General features: G+C 49.3%; 14 protein-coding genes and 2 tRNA genes. 9 read left to right on the top strand and 7 right to left on the bottom strand.

Annotated elements, in window-relative coordinates:
• Nucleotides 1–25 precede the first annotated feature (25 nt).
• Entirely contained in the window at nt 26–1,168 is a 1,143-nt protein-coding gene (locus tag EKM99_RS09705) for an ArgE/DapE family deacylase (RefSeq protein ID WP_125583222.1), read from the bottom strand.
• Nucleotides 1,169–1,463: 295 nt separating this feature from the next.
• Here EKM99_RS09705 and EKM99_RS09700 point away from each other — a divergent pair, with 295 nt between their 5' ends.
• On the top strand, nt 1,464–5,072 hold the full coding sequence (locus tag EKM99_RS09700) for a PD-(D/E)XK nuclease family protein (RefSeq protein ID WP_125583221.1): 3,609 nt from the start codon (nt 1,464–1,466) through the stop codon (nt 5,070–5,072).
• Nucleotides 5,056–8,850: a helicase-exonuclease AddAB subunit AddA gene (gene addA / locus EKM99_RS09695; RefSeq protein ID WP_125583220.1), complete on the top strand. Its 3,795-nt coding sequence runs from the start codon at nt 5,056–5,058 to the stop codon at nt 8,848–8,850. Before EKM99_RS09700 ends, addA begins: the two co-directional genes overlap by 17 nt.
• A 161-nt stretch (nt 8,851–9,011) precedes the next feature.
• Here addA and EKM99_RS09690 read toward each other — a convergent pair whose 3' ends face one another.
• From EKM99_RS09690 to EKM99_RS09665, 6 genes are all read right to left on the bottom strand, one after another.
• Nucleotides 9,012–9,203 carry a hypothetical protein gene (locus tag EKM99_RS09690; RefSeq protein WP_125583219.1) on the bottom strand — a complete coding sequence of 64 codons (192 nt, stop codon included), beginning with the start codon at nt 9,201–9,203 and terminating at the stop codon, nt 9,012–9,014.
• 53 nt (nt 9,204–9,256) lie between these two features.
• Nucleotides 9,257–10,426 carry a thiolase family protein gene (locus EKM99_RS09685; RefSeq protein ID WP_125583218.1) on the bottom strand — a complete coding sequence of 390 codons (1,170 nt, stop codon included), beginning with the start codon at nt 10,424–10,426 and terminating at the stop codon, nt 9,257–9,259.
• Between the two features lie 206 nt (nt 10,427–10,632).
• The gene (locus EKM99_RS09680) at nt 10,633–11,196 is read right to left on the bottom strand and encodes a TIGR01440 family protein (RefSeq protein WP_125583217.1); all 564 of its coding nucleotides are present in this window, start codon (nt 11,194–11,196) and stop codon (nt 10,633–10,635) included.
• Between the two features lie 17 nt (nt 11,197–11,213).
• Nucleotides 11,214–11,714, bottom strand: a complete 501-nt coding sequence (locus EKM99_RS09675) for an ECF transporter S component (RefSeq protein ID WP_125583216.1) — start codon at nt 11,712–11,714, stop codon at nt 11,214–11,216.
• Nucleotides 11,701–12,513 (bottom strand): hydroxymethylpyrimidine/phosphomethylpyrimidine kinase, encoded by an 813-nt coding sequence (locus tag EKM99_RS09670; protein WP_125583215.1) that lies wholly within the window; start codon nt 12,511–12,513, stop codon nt 11,701–11,703. Before EKM99_RS09670 ends, EKM99_RS09675 begins: the two co-directional genes overlap by 14 nt.
• A 46-nt stretch (nt 12,514–12,559) precedes the next feature.
• On the bottom strand, nt 12,560–13,114 hold the full coding sequence (locus EKM99_RS09665; protein ID WP_125583214.1) for a helix-turn-helix domain-containing protein: 555 nt from the start codon (nt 13,112–13,114) through the stop codon (nt 12,560–12,562).
• A 202-nt stretch (nt 13,115–13,316) separates the two neighbouring features.
• On the opposite strand from EKM99_RS09665, the gene EKM99_RS09660 reads away from it, so the two are divergent.
• The 7 genes from EKM99_RS09660 to gltX all read left to right on the top strand — a co-directional run bounded on the left by EKM99_RS09660 (nt 13,317) and on the right by gltX (nt 19,795).
• Nucleotides 13,317–13,389 (top strand) — tRNA-Glu (locus EKM99_RS09660).
• Between the two features lie 10 nt (nt 13,390–13,399).
• Nucleotides 13,400–13,471 (top strand) — tRNA-Gln (locus EKM99_RS09655).
• A gap of 86 nt (nt 13,472–13,557) precedes the next feature.
• Complete coding sequence (locus tag EKM99_RS09650) at nt 13,558–14,121, top strand: GNAT family N-acetyltransferase (RefSeq protein WP_125583213.1); 564 nt, start codon at nt 13,558–13,560, stop codon at nt 14,119–14,121.
• A gap of 288 nt (nt 14,122–14,409) precedes the next feature.
• Entirely contained in the window at nt 14,410–15,000 is a 591-nt protein-coding gene (locus EKM99_RS09645; RefSeq protein WP_125583212.1) for a TetR/AcrR family transcriptional regulator C-terminal domain-containing protein, read from the top strand.
• A 212-nt stretch (nt 15,001–15,212) separates the two neighbouring features.
• The gene (locus tag EKM99_RS09640) at nt 15,213–16,718 is read left to right on the top strand and encodes an amino acid permease (RefSeq protein ID WP_125583211.1); all 1,506 of its coding nucleotides are present in this window, start codon (nt 15,213–15,215) and stop codon (nt 16,716–16,718) included.
• A 58-nt stretch (nt 16,719–16,776) separates the two neighbouring features.
• Nucleotides 16,777–18,222, top strand: coding sequence for a glutamate decarboxylase (locus EKM99_RS09635; RefSeq protein ID WP_125583210.1), 1,446 nt, complete (start codon nt 16,777–16,779; stop codon nt 18,220–18,222).
• 61 nt (nt 18,223–18,283) lie between these two features.
• Nucleotides 18,284–19,795, top strand: coding sequence for a glutamate--tRNA ligase (gene gltX / locus EKM99_RS09630; RefSeq protein ID WP_125583209.1), 1,512 nt, complete (start codon nt 18,284–18,286; stop codon nt 19,793–19,795).
• Nucleotides 19,796–19,842 lie beyond the last annotated feature (47 nt).

Raw genomic sequence — 19,842 nt, 5'->3', positions numbered from 1 at the left:
GAGGCCAAGCGTTTTTGTGTGGCGATTAAGCCAGCATTTTTTTGACTAATTGTTCGTAGACCCGTTGCACGTGGCGGAATTCATCGAGGTCGACGGATTCGTTCAGTGAGTGGGCGTCGTACCATTTGCCCGCGCCGTAAACGATAACGGGGAAGGCGTTGGTGGACTTGGTAAATTCGGAGGCGTCGGTCGCCCCGTGGATGACTTGCAGATCAATCGGATGGCCAAATTCGGCGTCCGCAATCGCCTTAGTCGTCTTGACCAGTGGCGAATCTTGCGCGCTGATGATCGGCTTGAAACTGTAGTCAACGTGTAAGGTCAAGGCCACGCCATCTTCCTGGTTGAGCCGGTCGACGGTCTCGTTTAGCCGCTTGATCACGGCCGCGTTGTCGAACTCTGGAATGGGCCGAATGTTGCCTTGCAGTTCGGCCTTGGCGGGGATGCTGTTGACCTGTTCGCCGCCGTTAAAGACGGTGACACTGTGGACCAGCGGCCCGAGTTCGGGGCTGACTGGGGCGTCGTCAAATTCAGTGGCCTCGGCGGTCACGTATTTGATCAAATTGGTGATGGCGTTGATGCCTTTCTCTGGCATGGAGCTGTGCGCCCCAACGCCGCGCGAATAGACGTGATAGTTGAGGGAACCATTGTGGGCGTAGACCAGGTTGCCACCGGTGGGTTCGCCAATGACCATGCCTTTCAAATCGTCGGCGTAACCCTGTTCAGTCAACATCCGTGAGCCCATGGCACCATTTTCCTCGCCCACGGTCCCGATGAAACGCAAGCGACCGTTCAGTTTTGTATGGGCGTCGGCCAGGTTCACGAAGGTGATCAGCATGCCCGCCAGGCCGCTCTTCATGTCGGCAGCACCCCGACCGTACAGCGTGTTGCCGTCAATGTGGGCGGCGAACGGGTCGAACTGCCAGTCCGCTAAATCGCCAGTGGCGACCGTGTCCAGGTGACCGGCCAGGGAGAAGACGTTGTCGCTAGCGGGATCGCCAATTTCGGCGACGATGTTACTGCGATTGGGGGCGTAGGGGATGATCTTAGACGCAATGCCGTGTTCGGCGAAGAGCTGTTTGATGTACGTGGCGACGGCGTCCTCGTTGCCATTGACGGAATTGATGCTGACTAAATCCTGGAGAATCTGAATCTGTTCACTATCTTTCATAAACGCAAGCCCGCTTTCTCACCAATTTTTAATATTATAATTCAGTGTAGCACGCTTTCAGAAAAATGGCTCGCAAAGTCGTTAGATTATGACAAAATTTGTACCAAACAAATGTTCGCTTTTGCTCGACGGTATGCTATCATATAATCAACTTAACAGAAGTTTGCGCCGCTGATTTTTCAAGTGGTGGTTTGATACTAACGAACGACAAATGATGACGGGGAGACTTGGTATACTGACAACGTTCAGTAAGGCGTGCAGGACAAACGATTGGCAAAGAAATTGGAGGTAGCGGATGAGTTTACAATTTATTTTAGGTGGGGCCGGTCAGGACCACAGAGAACCCATGGTGGCAGCGTTGGCGCAACAGGTGACGGCCCAACCGATGGACCAGAGTTACTACCTGGTGCCCAACCACATTAAGTTTGAAACGGAAGTCGATGTGCTGGCGGCCTTAAAGGCGCGCGTAGCCCCCGATCAACCGCTATTTGCCCAGACCCAGGTGCAGGTCTTCTCGTTCACCCGTCTGGCCTGGTTCTTCATGAAAAATGAACCCGTGTACCAGCTGCCCCGGATTTCGACGGCCGGCTTGAACATGTTGATCTATCAAATCATTCAGAGCCACGCCGATGAGCTGACTATCTTCAGAGGAGAGGTTGATCGGCCGGGCTTCATCAGTCAGCTGACCACCCAACTCGCCGAATTCAAGGTGGGGCAGGTGACCGCGGCCGACTTGCTTGCCGCCATTGACCAGTTGCCCGGCAAGAATGCCGACCTGCAGGCCAAGCTCCACGACCTGATGATTATTTATGACGCCTTTGAAGCCCAGATGCTGGGCAAATATGTCGAAAATACGGATTTACTCAACCAGCTGGCCGATTTCTTGAGCCAGCGGGTGGACCTGAGTCACGCGCATTTTTACCTCGAAGGCTTTTCCCAATTGAGCGCCCAGGAACGCCAGCTGGTTGCCGTTTTGATTGAACACGCTGCTAGCGTGACGGTCGCCTTGAACCTCGACAAAGGCTATCCAGGCGAGCTTCCCGACCCGACCAACCTGTTCTTTCAGTCGGCCAAAACGTACCACCAACTCTACGTGGTGGCGCAGGCCAACAGCGTTCACGTCTTGCGGGACCAACGCGCGCAGACGGCCCGGGTGAGCGCCGACCTGCAGGCGTTAGACGCCTACTGGCAGGCCAGCAACACAATTTCGCCAGAACCCGTGCCGGCCACCAGTGTGCCCACCAACATTCAAGTTGTTCAGGCGGCTAACCGGTACGTCGAAGTTTCACGGGTCGCCACCCAGATTCGCCAGATGGTGGCGACCGGCAAGTACCGCTACCAGGATTTCTTAGTCCTGGCGCGGCATTTGGATGCCTATCAGACCGTGATTGGCCCCATTTTCAGCGCACAGGCGATCCCGTACTTTGACGATGCCGACGTGCAAATGGCCGACCACCCCTTCGTGGAATTGCTCAACGCCTTGTTCGACGTCGAACGCCGGAACTACCGTTACGCTGACGTCTTTCGGGTGCTGAAATCAGAACTATTGTTGCCCCGCGATGCGGACGACCAGCCGCTGTCTCTGACCACGTACCGGCAAGCGTTGGCACTCACGGAAAATCTGGTCCTGAAGAACGGCTACGAGGGCCAGTATCGCTGGACGCAGGATAAGGATTGGGTCTTTAACCGCTTTGCCGTGGGGGATGGTGGCGTGCAGACCACGCAAGACGACCAGATTTCGCAACAGATTAATCTGATCCGCCACTTTGTGCAGGCGACCTTACCGCCATTCTTTGCCCGGTTAAAGGCCGCGAAGACCTATACCGACGCGGTTGCCGTTCTCTACCAGTTCTTAGACCAGGCCGGCGTGACCGAGCGCCTGCAGGCTTGGCGGGATCAGGCTATTACGGACGGCGATTTAGTTCGTGCGGGCCAGCCCGAACAGACCTGGGCCACTTTCTGCCAAATTTTAGACGAATTCCATACGATTTTGGGCGACCTGCCATTTGTCCAGGCTGACTTTCAAGCGCTGTTACAGGCCGGGTTTGCCGGGGCGAAATTCAATCAAATTCCGTCAACGCTGGATCAGGTCACCATTTCTGAAAGTGGGATCGTGCAGACCAACAATCGCAAGGTGACCTTTCTGATGGGGGCCACGGCTGATACCATGCCGGACAATCAGATCCCGACGACCTTACTGGCGGATAACGACCGCCAAGACTTGAGCAGTCAACTCCAGCAGGTCGACGCCAGCAGTTACCTGCGTGACGATGCGGCCACTCAGCTGGCGGGCGAGCCGTATCTGAACTACCTGGCCTTCCTGAGTAGCAGTGAACAGCTCATTTTCAGCTACCCGGCCACCAGCGATGATGACAAGAACGGCCTCCAGCTGTCGCCTTACGTGGCGCGGATTCAGGCCTACTTTAACCTGCCAACTCAGGTGGCTGCGGGGACGCCGCAAGCCGAAGACGGTGAGATCTTGCCGTTTATCGGCACTCGGCGGACCACACTGCGGCACCTGGTACAGGCCAGTCACGACAGTCAATTGCGGGAAAAGCCGCTCTCCAATGCCTGGCTGTACGTCCTGCATTTGTTACGAGCGGACCCGACTTACGGCGAGCTGACCACTAAATTACTGGGCAGCCTCAGTTACCGCAACGTGCCCACCCAGTTGACGCCAGATATCGTGACCCAGCTGTACGGCAACAAGATCAGTACCTCCATTTCTAAATTGGAAGAATACTACGCCAACCCGTACGCATACTACCTCAAATATGGGCTAAAACTGCAGGAGCGCGACGTCTTTGCGCTCTCGCCGGCAAGTACCGGGGAATTCTTTCACGCGACCTTAGACGGCCTGATGAAGCTGGTCAACCAGCAGAAGCTGGACCTCGCGTCGCTAGACGACCAGCAACTGGGAGAAATGACGGATGAGGTCATCGCTAAGATCCTAGATACCACGGCCAATCCGCAGTTTGCCATCCTGGAAAGTTCACACCGGATGACCTATATTCGTGAACAATTGATTAAGACCATGCGGCGAATGGCCAAAACCCTGCAGGAGCAGAGTAAACGCACGCAGTTCCGACCACGGCGAACCGAGCTGCAGTTTGGGCTGGGGGACGAACGGGGCTTGGCGGCCCTGTCCTTTGACGTTGGTAAAAAGCGCCAGGTCACCGTCCGCGGGCGGATCGACCGGTTGGATGCGATGCAGGTCAACAACAAGACCTATCTCGGGATCGTGGACTACAAGAGTTCCGAGCATAAATTTAGTTATCAAGACGCTTACTATGGCCAGGCCATGCAAATGCTGACGTACCTCGATGCCGTGCAGAAAAATATGCCCGACTTGCTGGACGCGGCCACGGCCAAGGATGCCGAGCTGGCGGGCGCCGTGTACCTGCACATGCAGAACCCCATTTTAAAGGCGGCTGACATCTTGGGTGAGGATCTGGGCGACGCGTTGTTGAAGGCCGAACAGTATCAAGGCCTCTTGCTGGACGATCCCGACCTATTGACGAACCTGGATACGCTATTTGCCGATCCCGACTTTAGTGGCAGTTCACTGCTCTTCCGCGGCTTACGGCGGACCAAGAAGGGGACCATTACGTCTTACGGTAAGATGCTGGTCAATCCGACTGAGCTGACCTTACTGTTGAACCACACGGAGCGGCTGATCAAGCGCGCGGCGACGGAAATTTTCGACGGTCACGTTGACCTCTCGCCGTTCCGCCAACAGAGTAAGACGGCGCTGCAATACTCCCCGTACAAGTCCATCATGCAGTTTGACCCGCTATTGACGGAAAATAACTACCGGGATCTGGCAGCGCTCAAGAAGGAAGACGTCATGGATCGCATCAAGGCCGAACAGGAACAGGAGGCTCCCAATGAGCACAACATTTAAGTACACACCCAGTCAACACGACGCCATTTATCAAACGGGGAATAACCTGCTGGTCTCGGCTTCGGCCGGTTCCGGGAAGACCCGGGTCCTGGTCCAACGGGTGATTGAACACCTGAAGGCGGGGATGGGCATCGACCACATTCTGATTGTGACCTTCACCAAGGCCGCCGCCGCTGAAATGCGTGAGCGGATTCAAACCAGCTTGCGCGCAGAGTTGACGGCGAGCCAGGGCAACAGTGAGCAACAACAATTTTACCTGCGGCAGCTCAACCAGTTGCCGGTGGCCGACATCAGTACGCTGGACGCCTTTTGTCTGCGGATTCTCCAGCACTACTATTATGTAATTGATCTGGACCCGGTCTTCCGATTGATGGCCGACGAGACGGAAAACGCGTTACTGCGTGATGAGGTCTGGGCCGACCTGCGGGAAGACCTCTACGCCAACGACGAGTCGGGGCTGTTTGCCCGGCTGACCGAAAACTTTTCCGGGGACCGCAGTGACGACGGCCTGGCCGACTTGGTACAGCGGACCTATACGTTTGCCAACGCCACGCCGGATCCCGCGGCCTGGTTGGCGGCCTTACCGCAACCCTATCAGTTGGATAGTGACCACCTGACCGGTACGACCTTTTATCAAAAACAGTTAAAACCCTTATTCACCCAACAACTCCAGCAAATTAAGGCCGACCTGACCAGCGCGCAACAGCTGGCCACCCAGGCCAATCTCACCAAGCAATTGGACCACCTGATGCCGCTTCTAAGCGACTTGCAGACGGTCAGCGACTTGGTAGATGGGGACAGTTGGAACGCGCTACGAGCCGCGATTCAGGGCTTTGCCTGGGGGCGTATGCCGTTCGTGCGGAAGAATAATGAAGACTATCCCGTTTACAATGAATTGAAGGCGACCTACTACGATCCGGCCAAGAAGCAGTTGGATCAGCTGCAAGCCTCGTATTTCCTGCAGACTGAGGAACAAGTGACGACCACTATCACCAAATCAGGTGAGCTGGTTGGCGAATTGGCCCGGGTCGTGGGTTTATTTCGTGACGCCTACCGCCAGGAAAAGCAACGCCGGCACGTCTTGGACTTCGCCGACATTGAGCACGCGGCCCTAGATATCTTAAGCAGTGACACCGCGCAGTCGCGGCAGGTCACCGCCCAACTCCGCGACCAGTACCAGGAAATCATGATCGATGAATATCAAGATACGAATAGCTTGCAGGAAGCCATCCTGACCGCGATTGCGCAGCCAGCCCCCCACGGCAACTTATTTATGGTGGGTGACGTGAAACAATCCATTTACCGGTTCCGGCAGGCGGATCCGACCCTGTTCATGGACAAGACCGACCGTTACGAGGCCAACGGTGACGACGGCCAGCTGATTGTGCTCGCCGAAAATTTCCGTTCCATGAAAAATGTGGACGACTTCACCAACCTCATTTTCAAGCAACTGATGGACCGGGAACTGGGCGAAATCGCCTACACTGGATCGGCTCAGCTGAAGTATGGGGCGACCTATTACGATGACAAGGGCGCCGGGGCCACGAGCACCGCGGACTTGCTGGTCTATTTGACTGAGGGTGCTGAAACGCCGGAAACAGATGGGGAACCCATGGATGCGACCTTCCAAGTCGACAACAAGCACCAGGGAGAAGTCCTGATGGTCGGTAAGAAGATTCAGGAGTTGATTGCCGCTAAGACGCCAATTTATGACCGCGATGCCAAAAAAGTACGGGACATGTGCTACGGGGATATCACCCTGTTGACACCGACCCGCACGAACAACCTAATTATCACCGATGAGCTGCGCCGCTTAGGCATTCCGGTGGTAGTGAACGACGCCCAAAATTACTTTAAGACCACGGAAATTCAGATCATGATGGCCCTGTTGCGGGTGATTGATAATCCGTACCAGGACATTCCGCTAGCCGCCGTCTTGCGCTCACCCATCGTGGGGTTGGACGAAAATGAACTGGCTATGCTGCGAATCAACCAGAAGACTGGTGATTACTACCAGGCGTTGGTCCATTTCCAGAATAGTTTTGCGGCCGCTTCAGCCAGCAACCTGCAGCAGGCCGTTTACGAAAAAATCAGTCACTTCTTAGAACAGCTTCAAACGTTCCGTGACGTGGCCCAGCAAAATGAATTGGTGACGCTGATCTGGCGGATCTACCAGGATACCGGCTTCCTCGACTACGTTGGCGGGATGCCAGCCGGGTCACAGCGACAAGCCAACCTGCACGCCCTGTATGAACGCGCGCAAAGCTATGAAAAGAGTAGCTTCAAGGGCCTGTTTCAGTTCGTCCGCTTCGTTGAACGCCTCCAGGAACGGGACGCCGATCTGGCTGGTGCCCCAGTGCAGGCGGCGACGGATGCGGTGTCCGTTATGACCATTCACGGGAGCAAGGGGCTGGAATTTCCAGTCGTCTTCATCATGGATGCCTCGCGCCAGTTCAACAAGCAAGACCAACAGGGGAATTACGTCATGAGCGGCAAGACGGGGATTGGGATTGATTACCTCGATCCTGACAGCCGGGTCAAGGCGCCGAGCCTACAAAAATTGGTGACGGCCCAAGCAATTTCGCGGGCCAGTCTCGCCGAAGAAATGCGGAAGCTCTACGTGGCGTTGACGCGGGCTGAATCTCGGCTCTACATCGTCGGTTCCCACAAGACCCAGGAAGAGGCCATTGCTGCTTGGGAACAGGCCTACCAGAGTCCAGAACTGGTCTTAAACGCCACCTTGCGGGAGAAATCCACGCTGGCCAATTACCTGGACTGGATTGGGATGTGCCTGGTGCGTGACGGCAAGTTCCCTGCCGACCTCCGCCAGGGAACGACCACCTTCTCCGGGCTAGCCGGGGATCCCGCCAACTTTGGCGTGACCTTTGTGACGGCGGATGAGTTAGACTCGGCACCCGACGTGGCTGCGGCCGCGGCGGATTGGCTCCAAGAAAATAGCCAAACAGCGGCTAAGGTCAACGCCAAGACGGTTTCCGGGGAACAGCTCCAGGCAATCATGGACTTCCGTTATCCCCACCAAGCGGCCACGATGACCACGGCTTACCAGTCCGTGTCAGAGGCCAAACGGCTATTTGAAGACCCCGACAACGCGTCAATCGGTGAGTACCGCGCCAGTGCCAGTGGTCAAACGACCGGGAATCGGTTCGTGACCCATGACTTTTCCCGGCCGGACTTCCTCCAGACGGTCAGAGAGCCGTTGGCTACGGAAATCGGGAGTGCCACCCACCTGGTGCTCCAGGAATTAGACGTCACCAGCGCGCCCACGGCCGAAAGTGTGCAGGCCGTGATCGACCAGTTGGTGGCCGACCAAGTCTTAACGGCGGCAGTCGCCCAGCGGATTCAACCGGACTTCATTCTCCGCTTCTACAACAGTGACTTGGGCCAGCAGATTTTAGCAGCGCCCGACAAACTCCATCGCGAAGTACCATTCTCGCTGTTAATGCCGGCGCGCAGCCTGTTCCGGGATTTCCAGGAGGCCGATTCACAGGTATTGGTCCATGGGATCGTCGACGGTTATTTGGACACGCCGGACGGGGTAATCCTGTTTGACTACAAGACCGACCACGTCAATGCCCAAGCCGTTGCGCAAAGTGAGGCCAAGTTGCTCGAACGTTATGGCGGGCAGGTGAATTTGTACGCGGCCGCACTAAAGCAAATGACTGGCAAACCCGTGCTGGGTCAGTACCTCTACCTACTGGCGAGTGGCGACCTATTGTCGGTGCCCGTGAAGCAGATTCGCCATTTGGCCGCGGAGTAGGCGGGCAAAGTCGTTGGGCGTTGCCAGTTTCTGGTGGCAATCTGACCACGTTGATACTCAAATTAAAAACGATGCCTAAAAAAGTAGGCGCGCTATGACCGATTGGCCGTAGCACGCCTACTTTTTGTGTCCTGTGAAATGATGGTCCCAGTCGCAAGCAACTATTGATGAATCAAAAATAGCGAAACCAGAATAAACGCTTGGACAACCATGACGCCGAGCACCCCAGTGAAGTAGCGGGTGTAGTGGCGGTCACGGTGCCAGAGCAAACCAATGACGCTGGCCAAGACCAGCAGACCAACGACTAGCATGATGATTAATTTCAGTTTAACGTCAAAATCCGTTGTCAGCATTCTGCGCGCTTCCTTTGTGGGTAGTAGTTGCTACCAGTATACCAGAAAATGGGTTAGTCACGTTCAATGGCGAGGGCAATGCCCATGCCGCCACCGATACACATCGACGCGAGGCCGCGATGCAAGTCACTCCGAATTAATTCGTGTAACAACGTAACCACGATCCGGGTGCCGGATGCGCCCAGGGGATGACCCAAAGCAATGCTGCCGCCGTTCACGTTCAGGCGGTCGTTGGGGATGTGCAGGTCGCGGGTGATGGCCACCGACTGCGCCGCAAAGGCTTCGTTGACTTCAAACCGGTCGACGTCATTCACCGTTAGGCCGTCCTTGGCCAAGGCAGCTTGAATCGCCGTCACCGGGGCGTACCCCATGATGGCGGGATCGATGCCAGATTCCTGATAGCCGCGTAACGTGGCTAAATAGGGAACGCCGGCCGCCACCGCGCTAGACTTGCGCATCAAGACCATGGCCGCGGCGCCGTCGTTTAGACCGGCCGCGTTGCCAGCCGTAACGGTGCCATCCGGTTTGAAGGCTGGCTTTAACGCCGCCAACTGATCCAAGGACGTAGTGGTCCGCACGGGTTCGTCGGCCGTAATGGTTTGGTTGCCAACCTTGACCGGCACAATTTCCGCGTCGAAACGGTGGTTCACTTGCGCTTGGGTGGCATTTTGCTGGGAACGCAGCGCGAAGGCGTCCTGTTCTTTGCGGCTGACGTGGTATTTCGCCGCGACGTTTTCAGCGGTGATGCCCATGGACTCGCCGCCAAAGGCATCCGTCAGGCCATCCAGCGACAGGCTGTCCACCAAGGTGGTGTGCCCGAGCTTCTGCCCCCAGCGAATATCGTTGTTTAAAAATGGTGCGTTACTCATGCTCTCGGTGCCGCCAACTAGCACGGCATCGGCGTCGCCCATGAGAATGGCGCTTTGGCCCAAGCGAATCGCCTTGAGGCTGGAGCCGCAGACCTGGTTCACGGTCATCGCCGTACTACTGACGGGCAGACCGGCGTTTAGTTCAATCTGTCGCGCCACGTTTTGGCCGAGCCCTGCTTGGAGGACGGTGCCAAAGATGGTTTGCTGAATCATGGCGGGGGTGAGGCCACTGCGTTTCACGGCGGCCTGCGCCGCAACGGTGCCCAATTCGACGGCAGAAAGTCCCTGAAGACTCCGCCCAAATTTTCCGATTGGGGTTCGCACTGCACTAACAATTACAACTTCTTCTGCCATGATAACGCTCCTTTTCCGATAGTATCCGAACCTTAAATATAACTGACTTTCCCCCGTTTGTCTTGCTTGACGCGCTGAGATGGTGGGGGATTTGCATTTTCTTAAGGAATACAGTCGGTAAATGAAGTATAACAGTTAGTCAAACACATTAAATAAAAGACAGTTGGGGGCCTCGGAACGTCGGCTCCCAACTGTCTACTTGTTGACTAAATTTTACTGAGATCGTAATTTGCACGAGGACCGCCGACATACTTAGGTCGGGACCGTAACGCAGTAACATGGGCCCCGCCAATTTCAGTGTACGTTGGCCGTATAGGAACTTGAACAAACTTCACATGCATACCGATGGCTGTATCACCTATATCAATACCGGCTGCAGCAGTTACATGTTCAACCTCAACTGGATTATCAAATTGTTTAAAAGCCGCGATTGAACAGGCACCGCCGGCATGTAGGGCAGGAACCACTGTTACGATATCCAGCTGGTTCTTTAAAGCAAGCGACCGTTCGACGACTAGACTACGATTGATATGTTCACATCCTTGGACGGCCAATCCTATGCCCAGTGGCGTTAATTTTTCCTGTAGAGTTTTAATAACCAAGGTACCAACAGTTAAGTTTGAGTCCTTACCGATGTGACCACCAACAATTTCACTGGTAGAGCACCCTAGAACAAATAAATCGCCACTATTCAGCTGAGCAATATCAAGAATATCTTGAATATCAGTGGCTAGCTGTGAGACAAGTTGGGTAGTTTTAATTTCAATCATTTTTGTAGATCCTTTCCTCATATGGAGTGAATTCTAATTTTCTTGAGACTCCCAATAATGGCCAAAGTAACACCAGTACCAAAGAGCACTTGGAGACAATTGCTGAAAATTGAAGCCAGTCCAGCTGGCCAGCCAAAAAGTAGCATGGTAGCAAAGCAGTAGCCAAGCACCATGATAGCGCTTCCGATTAGCAGCGGGATAAACATCGATTTAAGTGAAGAGTTCTGTTGCGATGAGAGGTAGCCGACTACGAATCCTTCTGAACCGTGGATAATTAGAGAAAAAACACACCAAATAGGGTATCCAGTCAATATATCGATTAGAAACCCACTGCCACCACCAACGATGCTCCCTACCTTGGGCCCAAATAAAATAGCGCTAGTGTAGATACCAACCTCACATAAAGTTACAAATCCGTTCGTGGCCGGAACAGGGATGATCACTAGAATTGATAAAGCCACCGTCATAGCAGTTAGAATTGCGGCGAGAACGTTTTGTTTTAAGTTATTTCCTCTCATTTGCTGTCACTACTTTCTGGCGGTATGCCCCCTGCCAAACATTGCCAAGGTCTTTGGTAATGGTGAGTCCACGTTGAATCCCAATGTAGACAAACTCTGTGGCAATTCGAACTGAATCTAACAGAGGATATCCCTGTGCTAAAAGAGCTGTGATGGCGGCAGAGAAGGTACATCCTGCACCATCAGTGGCAACTGTTTGAAGTTTGGGCGTTGTAATCCAATGACTCTCATCCCCATTTAACAAGTAGTTATAAGCAATGTCTCCAGGAAACTCACTACCGCATTTTATAACGACATTTGGGCAGCCAAATGATTGTATTTTTCTGGCGGCTAGCTGCACCTGTGATTTTGTCGAAATTTGTGGGATATCGCTTAGATATGCGGCTTCACGCAAATTTGGTGTTGTTAAAAACCCGAGTGGCATTAGTAATGACTTGATTGAATCACCATAAATTTTATGGAAGTTAAGCTGTCCCTCCTTGAAAAAGAGCACAGGATCGATGACTAATTTAATTTCAGTATTCATTAATTTATTAACGACAACCAGTAAGTTGTTGAAATCTCCTAATAAGCCAGTTTTAACAAACTGAATGGGGAGCTGTGTAAGAATTGAATCAATCTGATCCGCAAGCAGATTTGGAGAAAAGAGAGTCTGTTTAGTATCAGTCGAAGTCACGTTAACGATGCCGGTAAGAGCACAGACTCCAAAAACGTCGAGTTCTTCAAATGTTTTCAAGTCGGCTTGCATGCCGCCACCTGATAAAGTATCAGATCCAGCAATTGTCAAAACGGTTTCCATTTTATCCTCCTTTAAATGACAGACGTATCCGAGTACATGATGCAACTTAATAGAAATTTGGTTCTTGAACAACTATTAAGTCCAATGGGTAAGGATGAACCAGCAGTTCATCGACGGAGATGCCTGCCATATGAGCAAGTGGATAAAGGTAAAGGGGGTTGGGCAAGTGTTCACCATTTATCCAGTAGGTCAATTTCACAGTACTAATGTTATAGCCAAATTCCGAGAAAATATCGCGAGAAAATTTTGAAACGGTTCGCTCGACTGGGAAATTTTTAATTTGTCCAAATTTGAGAGAAATGTCAGAAATCATTTTAGGAGACAGTTGATTTAATAACTCTGAAGGGGCCGCATTAACGTTTAATTCATAGCTGGGTTTGAGAATGTTATCTAAGCTGACACTCCCTAGCTGAGCGATGGCGATGAGAAAAGTAAGCTTTGGTGTGGACTGACCTCTCTCCCAACGGATTAATGTCCCCCTGCCAACTTCTTTCCCGGTAATGGAAACAAGACCTCTTATGAAACTAGAGTAACTTTCGGCAAAGCAATGCTCACGAATTTGACTAATTTTAAAAGATAAAAAATACCGATTCGGTGCCATTGCGCACTTCCTTTCTAACTGACATTTTAGAAGAGAATTGACAAAATTGGCTTAGACAAGTTGATAGAACTGTCAGAATAGTTAGATTGTTCGACAAAGAGTGTACTTTGTATAATGACGTCAATAAAGATCAGAGGCATAATAAATTTATCGAATCGAAATGATTCAACGTTCTTGGTTCACTTGGAAATAAAGTTTGTATGACCCGTTGGTCAAGTGGTTTAAGACACCGCCCTTTCACGGCGGTAACATGGGTTCGAATCCCGTACGGGTCATTTTCATTATTGGGCTATAGCCAAGCGGTAAGGCAACGGGTTTTGATCCCGTGATGCGTTGGTTCGAATCCACCTAGCCCAATTAAAAAAATGTATCTGCGCAGTGAGGTAAGATTGCGGATACATTTTTTTAGAATAAAAATAATAAATATCAGGGTGGTGCTGTATATGCTGTTAAGACAAGCAACAATGGCTGATTTACCGCAGATTTATGACATGGTTATGGATGGAAGACAATTATTGGCAATGCAATTTATCAATCAATGGCAAAAGGATTATCCTAATATGTCAATCTTGGCAGAGGATATACAGCAGGGGAACACGCTTGTTTTGGTACAAGAAAATGAAGTGTTGGGTTCTGCCGCGCTGGTAAGCGGATCAGATCCAACCTATCAAGAAATATTTGACGGCCAGTGGTTAACGATGAACGCAGATTACCTAGCGATTCATCGTGTATCGGTTGCTCAAGGGCATCATGGCGAGGGGATATCTGAACGGTTATTACGAGAGCTAATCAGAGAGGCTGATCAAGTGAGGGAAATTGAAAGCGTTCGAATTGATACACACCCACAAAACAAAGCAATGCAATACGTGATTGAAAAATGTGGATTCGTTCGAACCGGATCTGTTAACCTTGCTGCAACTGGGAAACCGGAAACAGATAATTTTGCATATGAACGGTTGACTTCAAATGTCAAAAGTGAGGACTTAAGTAAATTGCTAGTAGACTAAGTCACAGACAATGTCAATTTAAAATCCGAAAAAAGGCCGGTCTGTCGTATTTGTATCCGCGACAAGCTGGCCTTTTCAGGCGTTCTTCGCATTCGAGAGATTAACGATGAACATAGGAATTCTCGGTACATTTCTTCAAGTGAAATTAATCTTAAAAGGAATGTTCCATGCTAAGTTGCTGGTGGCAGTGATTATCTTATACAAAATGTTGAATGTGTCTATACTAAATTGAATTGCCGCGGGGCAGAATTGACGGTGGAGCATGTAACCGGAAGTGGAGATGAGGTTATGGAATCGAGAACAAAAGAGATTCTTGGGGCGACGCTACAAAAAATCGCTTCAGATGAACAATTTGATGCAATAACGGTTAAACGGTTAGTTTTGGAGAGTCATGTCAATCGGCAAACTTTTTATTACCATTTTCAGGACAAGTATGATTGCCTACAATATCAGTTTTATCAGGATGCGAGTAATTTGGTGGGCGATGTAACAACGTCAAACTGGCTGAAGGTATATTTAGACCTATTCCTGTACATCGATAAGAACCAAACTTTTTTCCAACACGTGAGTGAATCCCATGCTTACACATACGCTGATGACTTCATGCTACAGGTGATTGATCTCATTATTACGAAGCTTCAAAAATCGCTGCAAAAGGAGCACCCCCAGCTTAAAATTCGTGATCAGTCAGGACTGTTGCTCTTTGAGTATGGACTACAAGGAATTGTAAGAAATTGGTTTAGGGGTGGCTTACGGGAAAACCCCAGTTTGCTAGTTGAAAGTGTGAGCAAGGTTAGTCAACGGCAACTACGTACATTGTTTCATGGCGTAATCGATAAAGAAGATGATCCATTTAGACAACAATTAATGTCTGTATAAGGCCTGTACAGAAGCTGGCTACTGTCTATTCTCTATTTTACCCGCTGGTATTAATCTGAACTTGTTAACAAAGTAATTATCCACTAAGAAATTTTTTGTGGATAATCTTCGATACTCGGCCGAGTATTTATTATTCAAATTGAAACCGCTAACAACTGTTTCAACGGTGAAACGATGGTTGGAATCAATTTGATTCGAAGGGATTGTACAATGTGGATGAGAAAAAGTCTGGAGAGCAGATTGACACGCAAAAAGCTAACCGAATAACGGGATTTCAGTTATTTTCAATGACTACTTCCATGGTTATGACGGTTTATGGCTTTGCGGCGTTTGCTAAACAAGGACCGACCGCATTCTTTTACCTGTTTTTAGCGGGAATTCTCTGGTTTTTACCAGTTACGCGATCTTCAGGAGAAATGGCATCTATTGACGGCTGGAGTAAAGGTGGCATCTTTACATGGTCACGAAATATGCTGGGTGAACGAGCAGGTTGGTCGGCGTTGTTCTATCAATGGATTCATATTACTGTAGGGATGAACACGATGATGTACTTTATCCTCGGGTGTTTCTCAGTAACATTTGGGCTTCCGATAATTACGGATAATCCACTCGTTAAATTTATTTTGATGATGATTATTCTGTGGGGCTTGATTGCATTACAACAGAGAGGGACGAGTGTAACCGGGAAAATTGCACAATGGTGCTTCACGCTAGGCGTGATCATTCCTGTATTTTTCCTGCTATTTTTATTCATCATGTACCTGATTCAAGGCCATCCGGCAATGATCGATGTCAATATGCATACGATTATGCCAAAGAGTTGGAGTGGTAGCGTTTTGGTTGGTTTTGTGCCATTTATTCTAGCCTTTGCAGGAGCTGAAGGTTCAGCACCGCATGTTAAGGATCTGGACAAACCAACCGTTTATCCCAAAGTTATGATGGCACTCGCAATTGCAGCAATCTGCTCCGATATTATTGGAAGTATGGCAATTGCAATGACTATCCCTAATAACCAAATTCAACTTAGCAATGGGATTGTTTATGCATATGGCGCTTTGGTCAAGAACTACGGTGTCAGTGTGGTGTTCGTTGAAAAGTTAACAGGGTTTTTACTTGCTGTGGGTGTTTTAGGTGAAATTAGTAGCTGGGTAGTTGGACCTAACTCTGGTATGTTCGAAGCTGCCAAGGCAGGATACTTACCACCACGGTTTTCAAAGGCAAACAAGTATGGCATTGAAACTAATGTCATGATTTTACAAGGTGTGATTGTTTCAATAGTGGGGGCATTGCTAACGTTTGGTGCTGGTGGGAATAAGTCGAGCCTTTCCTTCCAAATCGCTATGAGTTTAACGGTTGCCCTTTACACGTTGATGTACATGTTAATGTTTATTAGCTACTTGGTTCTTCAGTTCCGTTATCCAGATTTGCATCGGGCATTCTTTGCCTCAAAGTCGAAAACATTAAGAATCGTCTACGGGTTCCTAGGGTTTGTTCTCTCGGCATTTGGATTTATTGTCACGTTCTTCCCACCAGCTGACTTATCATCGGCAGCTAAACATACGTACTTAATTTTGCTAGGCAGTGCGTTCGTCGTGATGTTAGTCTTGCCATTTATTTTGTATATGTTCCATGATAAATGGGCAAGTCAACTAGGTGTTAGCATTCCGGGATCTGCAGATGATACAGCTGCGGAATCTCTAGAGGAAGAAACAAAGTAATAGCAATACACTTATTAAGGAGGAAGTCATGTTTGGCGTCTGAACATGACAACATATTATGACTAAACAAGATCAGGAAACGCAGCAGATTATCAGTGATGTTGATTTAGAAAAGACCTTTCTGGGCAGCGTTGAATCCGGCCAATCTTTGCCAACGAATGTCTTACCAGACAAGCCAATGGCACCAGATGTAGCTGCTCAACTTGTCGAACACTATCGGCTTAATGAAGCTAAGGCCAACCAAAACTTGGCAACATTTTGTACCACACAGATGGAACCGCAAGCAGATGAATTGATGAAGAATGCATTGAATACAAATGCCATTGACAAGTCTGAATATCCTAAAACGGCAGCCATGGAAAACTATTGTGTCAGCATGATTGCGCATTTATGGGGGATTCCTGAAGAAGAAAAGATTTATGATGACTTCATCGGTACCTCAACAGTCGGCTCCTCTGAAGGTTGCATGTTAGGTGGGTTAGCCTTACTGCACAGTTGGAAGCACCGTGCGAAGGACTTGGGTTTTGACATTGACAATTTACATACCCATAAGCCAAATTTGGTTATTATGTCCGGGTATCAAGTTGTTTGGGAAAAGTTCTGTACTTATTGGAACGTTGAAATGCGTCAAGTACCAATTAATGGTGATGAAGTTTCTTTGGATATGGACCGTGTGATGGGGTATGTTGACGAAAATACTATTGGTATTATCGGTATTGAAGGGATTACGTACACTGGATCAGTTGATAATATCCAAGCCTTGGATCAATTAGTAACAGAGTATAACAAGGCGGCTGTCATGCCAGTTCATATTCATGTTGATGCTGCGTTTGGTGGGCTGTTTGCACCATTCGTAGATGGATTCAAGCCATGGGATTTCCGACTGAAGAACGTTGTTTCTATCAATGTTTCGGGTCACAAATACGGTATGGTTTACCCTGGATTAGGTTGGATTGTTTGGCGGCATAATACGGCAGATATTCTGCCTAAAGAAATGCGCTTCCAAGTACCTTACCTAGGGAAAACGGTTGATTCAATTGCGATTAACTTTTCACATAGTGGTGCTCACATTAGTGCGCAATACTACAACTTCATTCGGTTTGGCAAGGCTGGTTACCAGACCATTATGAAGAATGTTCGGAAGGTTTCAATGAAGCTGACTGAAGCGTTGAAGGAATATGGTATTTTTGAAATTTTGGTTGACGGTTCTGAATTACCAATCAATTGCTGGAAACTAGCAGATAACGCGAATGTTAAGTGGACGCTGTACGATTTGGAGTCTGAACTGGCAAAATATGGTTGGCAAGTGCCGGCATATCCACTACCAAAGAACCGGGACGACGTGACAATCAGTCGAATTGTTGTTCGTCCTTCAATGACGATGACGATTGCAGATGATTTCTTAGACGACTTGAAATTAGCTGTTGATGGCTTGAATCATAGCTTTGGTTCAGTCGATGAATCCAACATTAGTGTGGACAATAAGACGACGGTTCATAACTAGATCCTGGCGGTCGGTACTTGGATTGATAGTTAAAAATGTATGAGCATAGGGAGGAATTAGTGTGAGTGATAATTTGAAATCGAGAAGGAATGTGCGGGTGAGGTATGCGCCGAGTCCAACAGGTTTCTTGCATATCGGTAATGCCCAATCTGCGCTATTCAATTACCTATTTGCGCGGCACTACAATGGAACGATGGTATTGAGAATTGAGGATACTGATGTTAAGCGGAATGTTCCTCATGGAGAGGACAGTCAAATTGACAACTTACATTGGTTAGGTATTGATTGGGATGAAGGTCCTGATAAGCCCAATCCTAAGTATGCACCCTACCATCAAACGGAGAGACAAGATCTCTATCATAAGTACATTATGCAACTATTGGATCAGGGACTGGCCTACAAGGATTATGCAACGGAAGATGAACTAACCGAAATGCGGGAGACGCAACGTGAAAATGGTGATGCGCCTCATTATGATGGACGTTGGTATGGTCGAAGTGAAGCTGATCAACTTGAGGCAGAAGCAAAGGGGCTAAAGCCAAGTATTCGGTTACACTTGCCGGAAAACCATGTATACGCATGGGATGATATCATTAAGGGACATGTTGCCTTTAACTCGGACAACATGGGCGGTGATTTCATTATTGAAAAAAGTAATGGTATGCCAACCTACAACTTTGCAGTAGTCGTTGACGATTACCTGATGGATATCACCGATGTGTTACGAGGTGACGACCACATTGCGAATACACCCAAGCAAATTGCGGTGTACGAGGCCTTAGGGATTGAGCATCCTAACTTCGGTCATATTACTTTGATTTATAACCCGAAGACACGGAAGAAGTTAAGTAAGCGGGACAAAGAGACGCTGCAATTTATTAGTCAGTACAAAAATCAAGGGTATCTCAGCGAAGCAATTTTTAACTTCATTGCTTTTCTAGGGTGGTCCCCGGTTGGCGAGAAAGAAATTTTCTCGCGAGATGAGCTAATTAAATTGTACGATCCAACTAGAATGTCAAAGTCCCCGGCTTACTTCGATCAAAGTAAATTAGATTGGACCAATGCAGAGTACATTAAGAAGCTTGATTTAGATGATATGACGGATCGGGTTCTTGAGCTTGTCAGTGAAGGGCAATCAGATTTGGCCAAGCAGGTTCAGGGATTACAATTGCTAGATTTGCGCGGTTTTACGTGGCAGGTTTGCAAGATTTACCAATCTGAAGTTCATCAATTGAGTCAAATTATGGAGAAGATTGTTTGGTACACGAATATTCTAAATGAACATATCGACTACAATCAGTTGAATCGATTTGATCGAGATGAAACGGTATCCGTGTTGCGGAGTTTTAGAAACCAAGTTCAAGTATTGCAAAACGAAGGTGTTGCTCGTGACTTTAACCAAGTCATTCAAGCAGTTAGCATTGATACGGGTGTTAAGGGCCGTAACCTGTATTTTCCGTTGAATGTCGCATTCACGGGCGTTCAATCGGCACCCCAAATTGATGAGATTCTGCATCTGTATGCGACAAACACGATTATTGCTCTACTGAATAAGGCTATCACGGAAATGTAGTCAGGATACGGGTAGTTGAGATGTTTTTTAAAACAACCATGCATAAA

Origin of the sequence: Levilactobacillus cerevisiae, from assembly GCF_003946245.1 — a bacterium.
In the GTDB taxonomy this organism is placed as follows: Bacteria; Bacillota; Bacilli; order Lactobacillales; family Lactobacillaceae; genus Levilactobacillus; species Levilactobacillus cerevisiae.
Note: the sequence above shows the minus strand (reverse complement) of the source record. Positions and strands in the feature narration are given on the sequence as shown.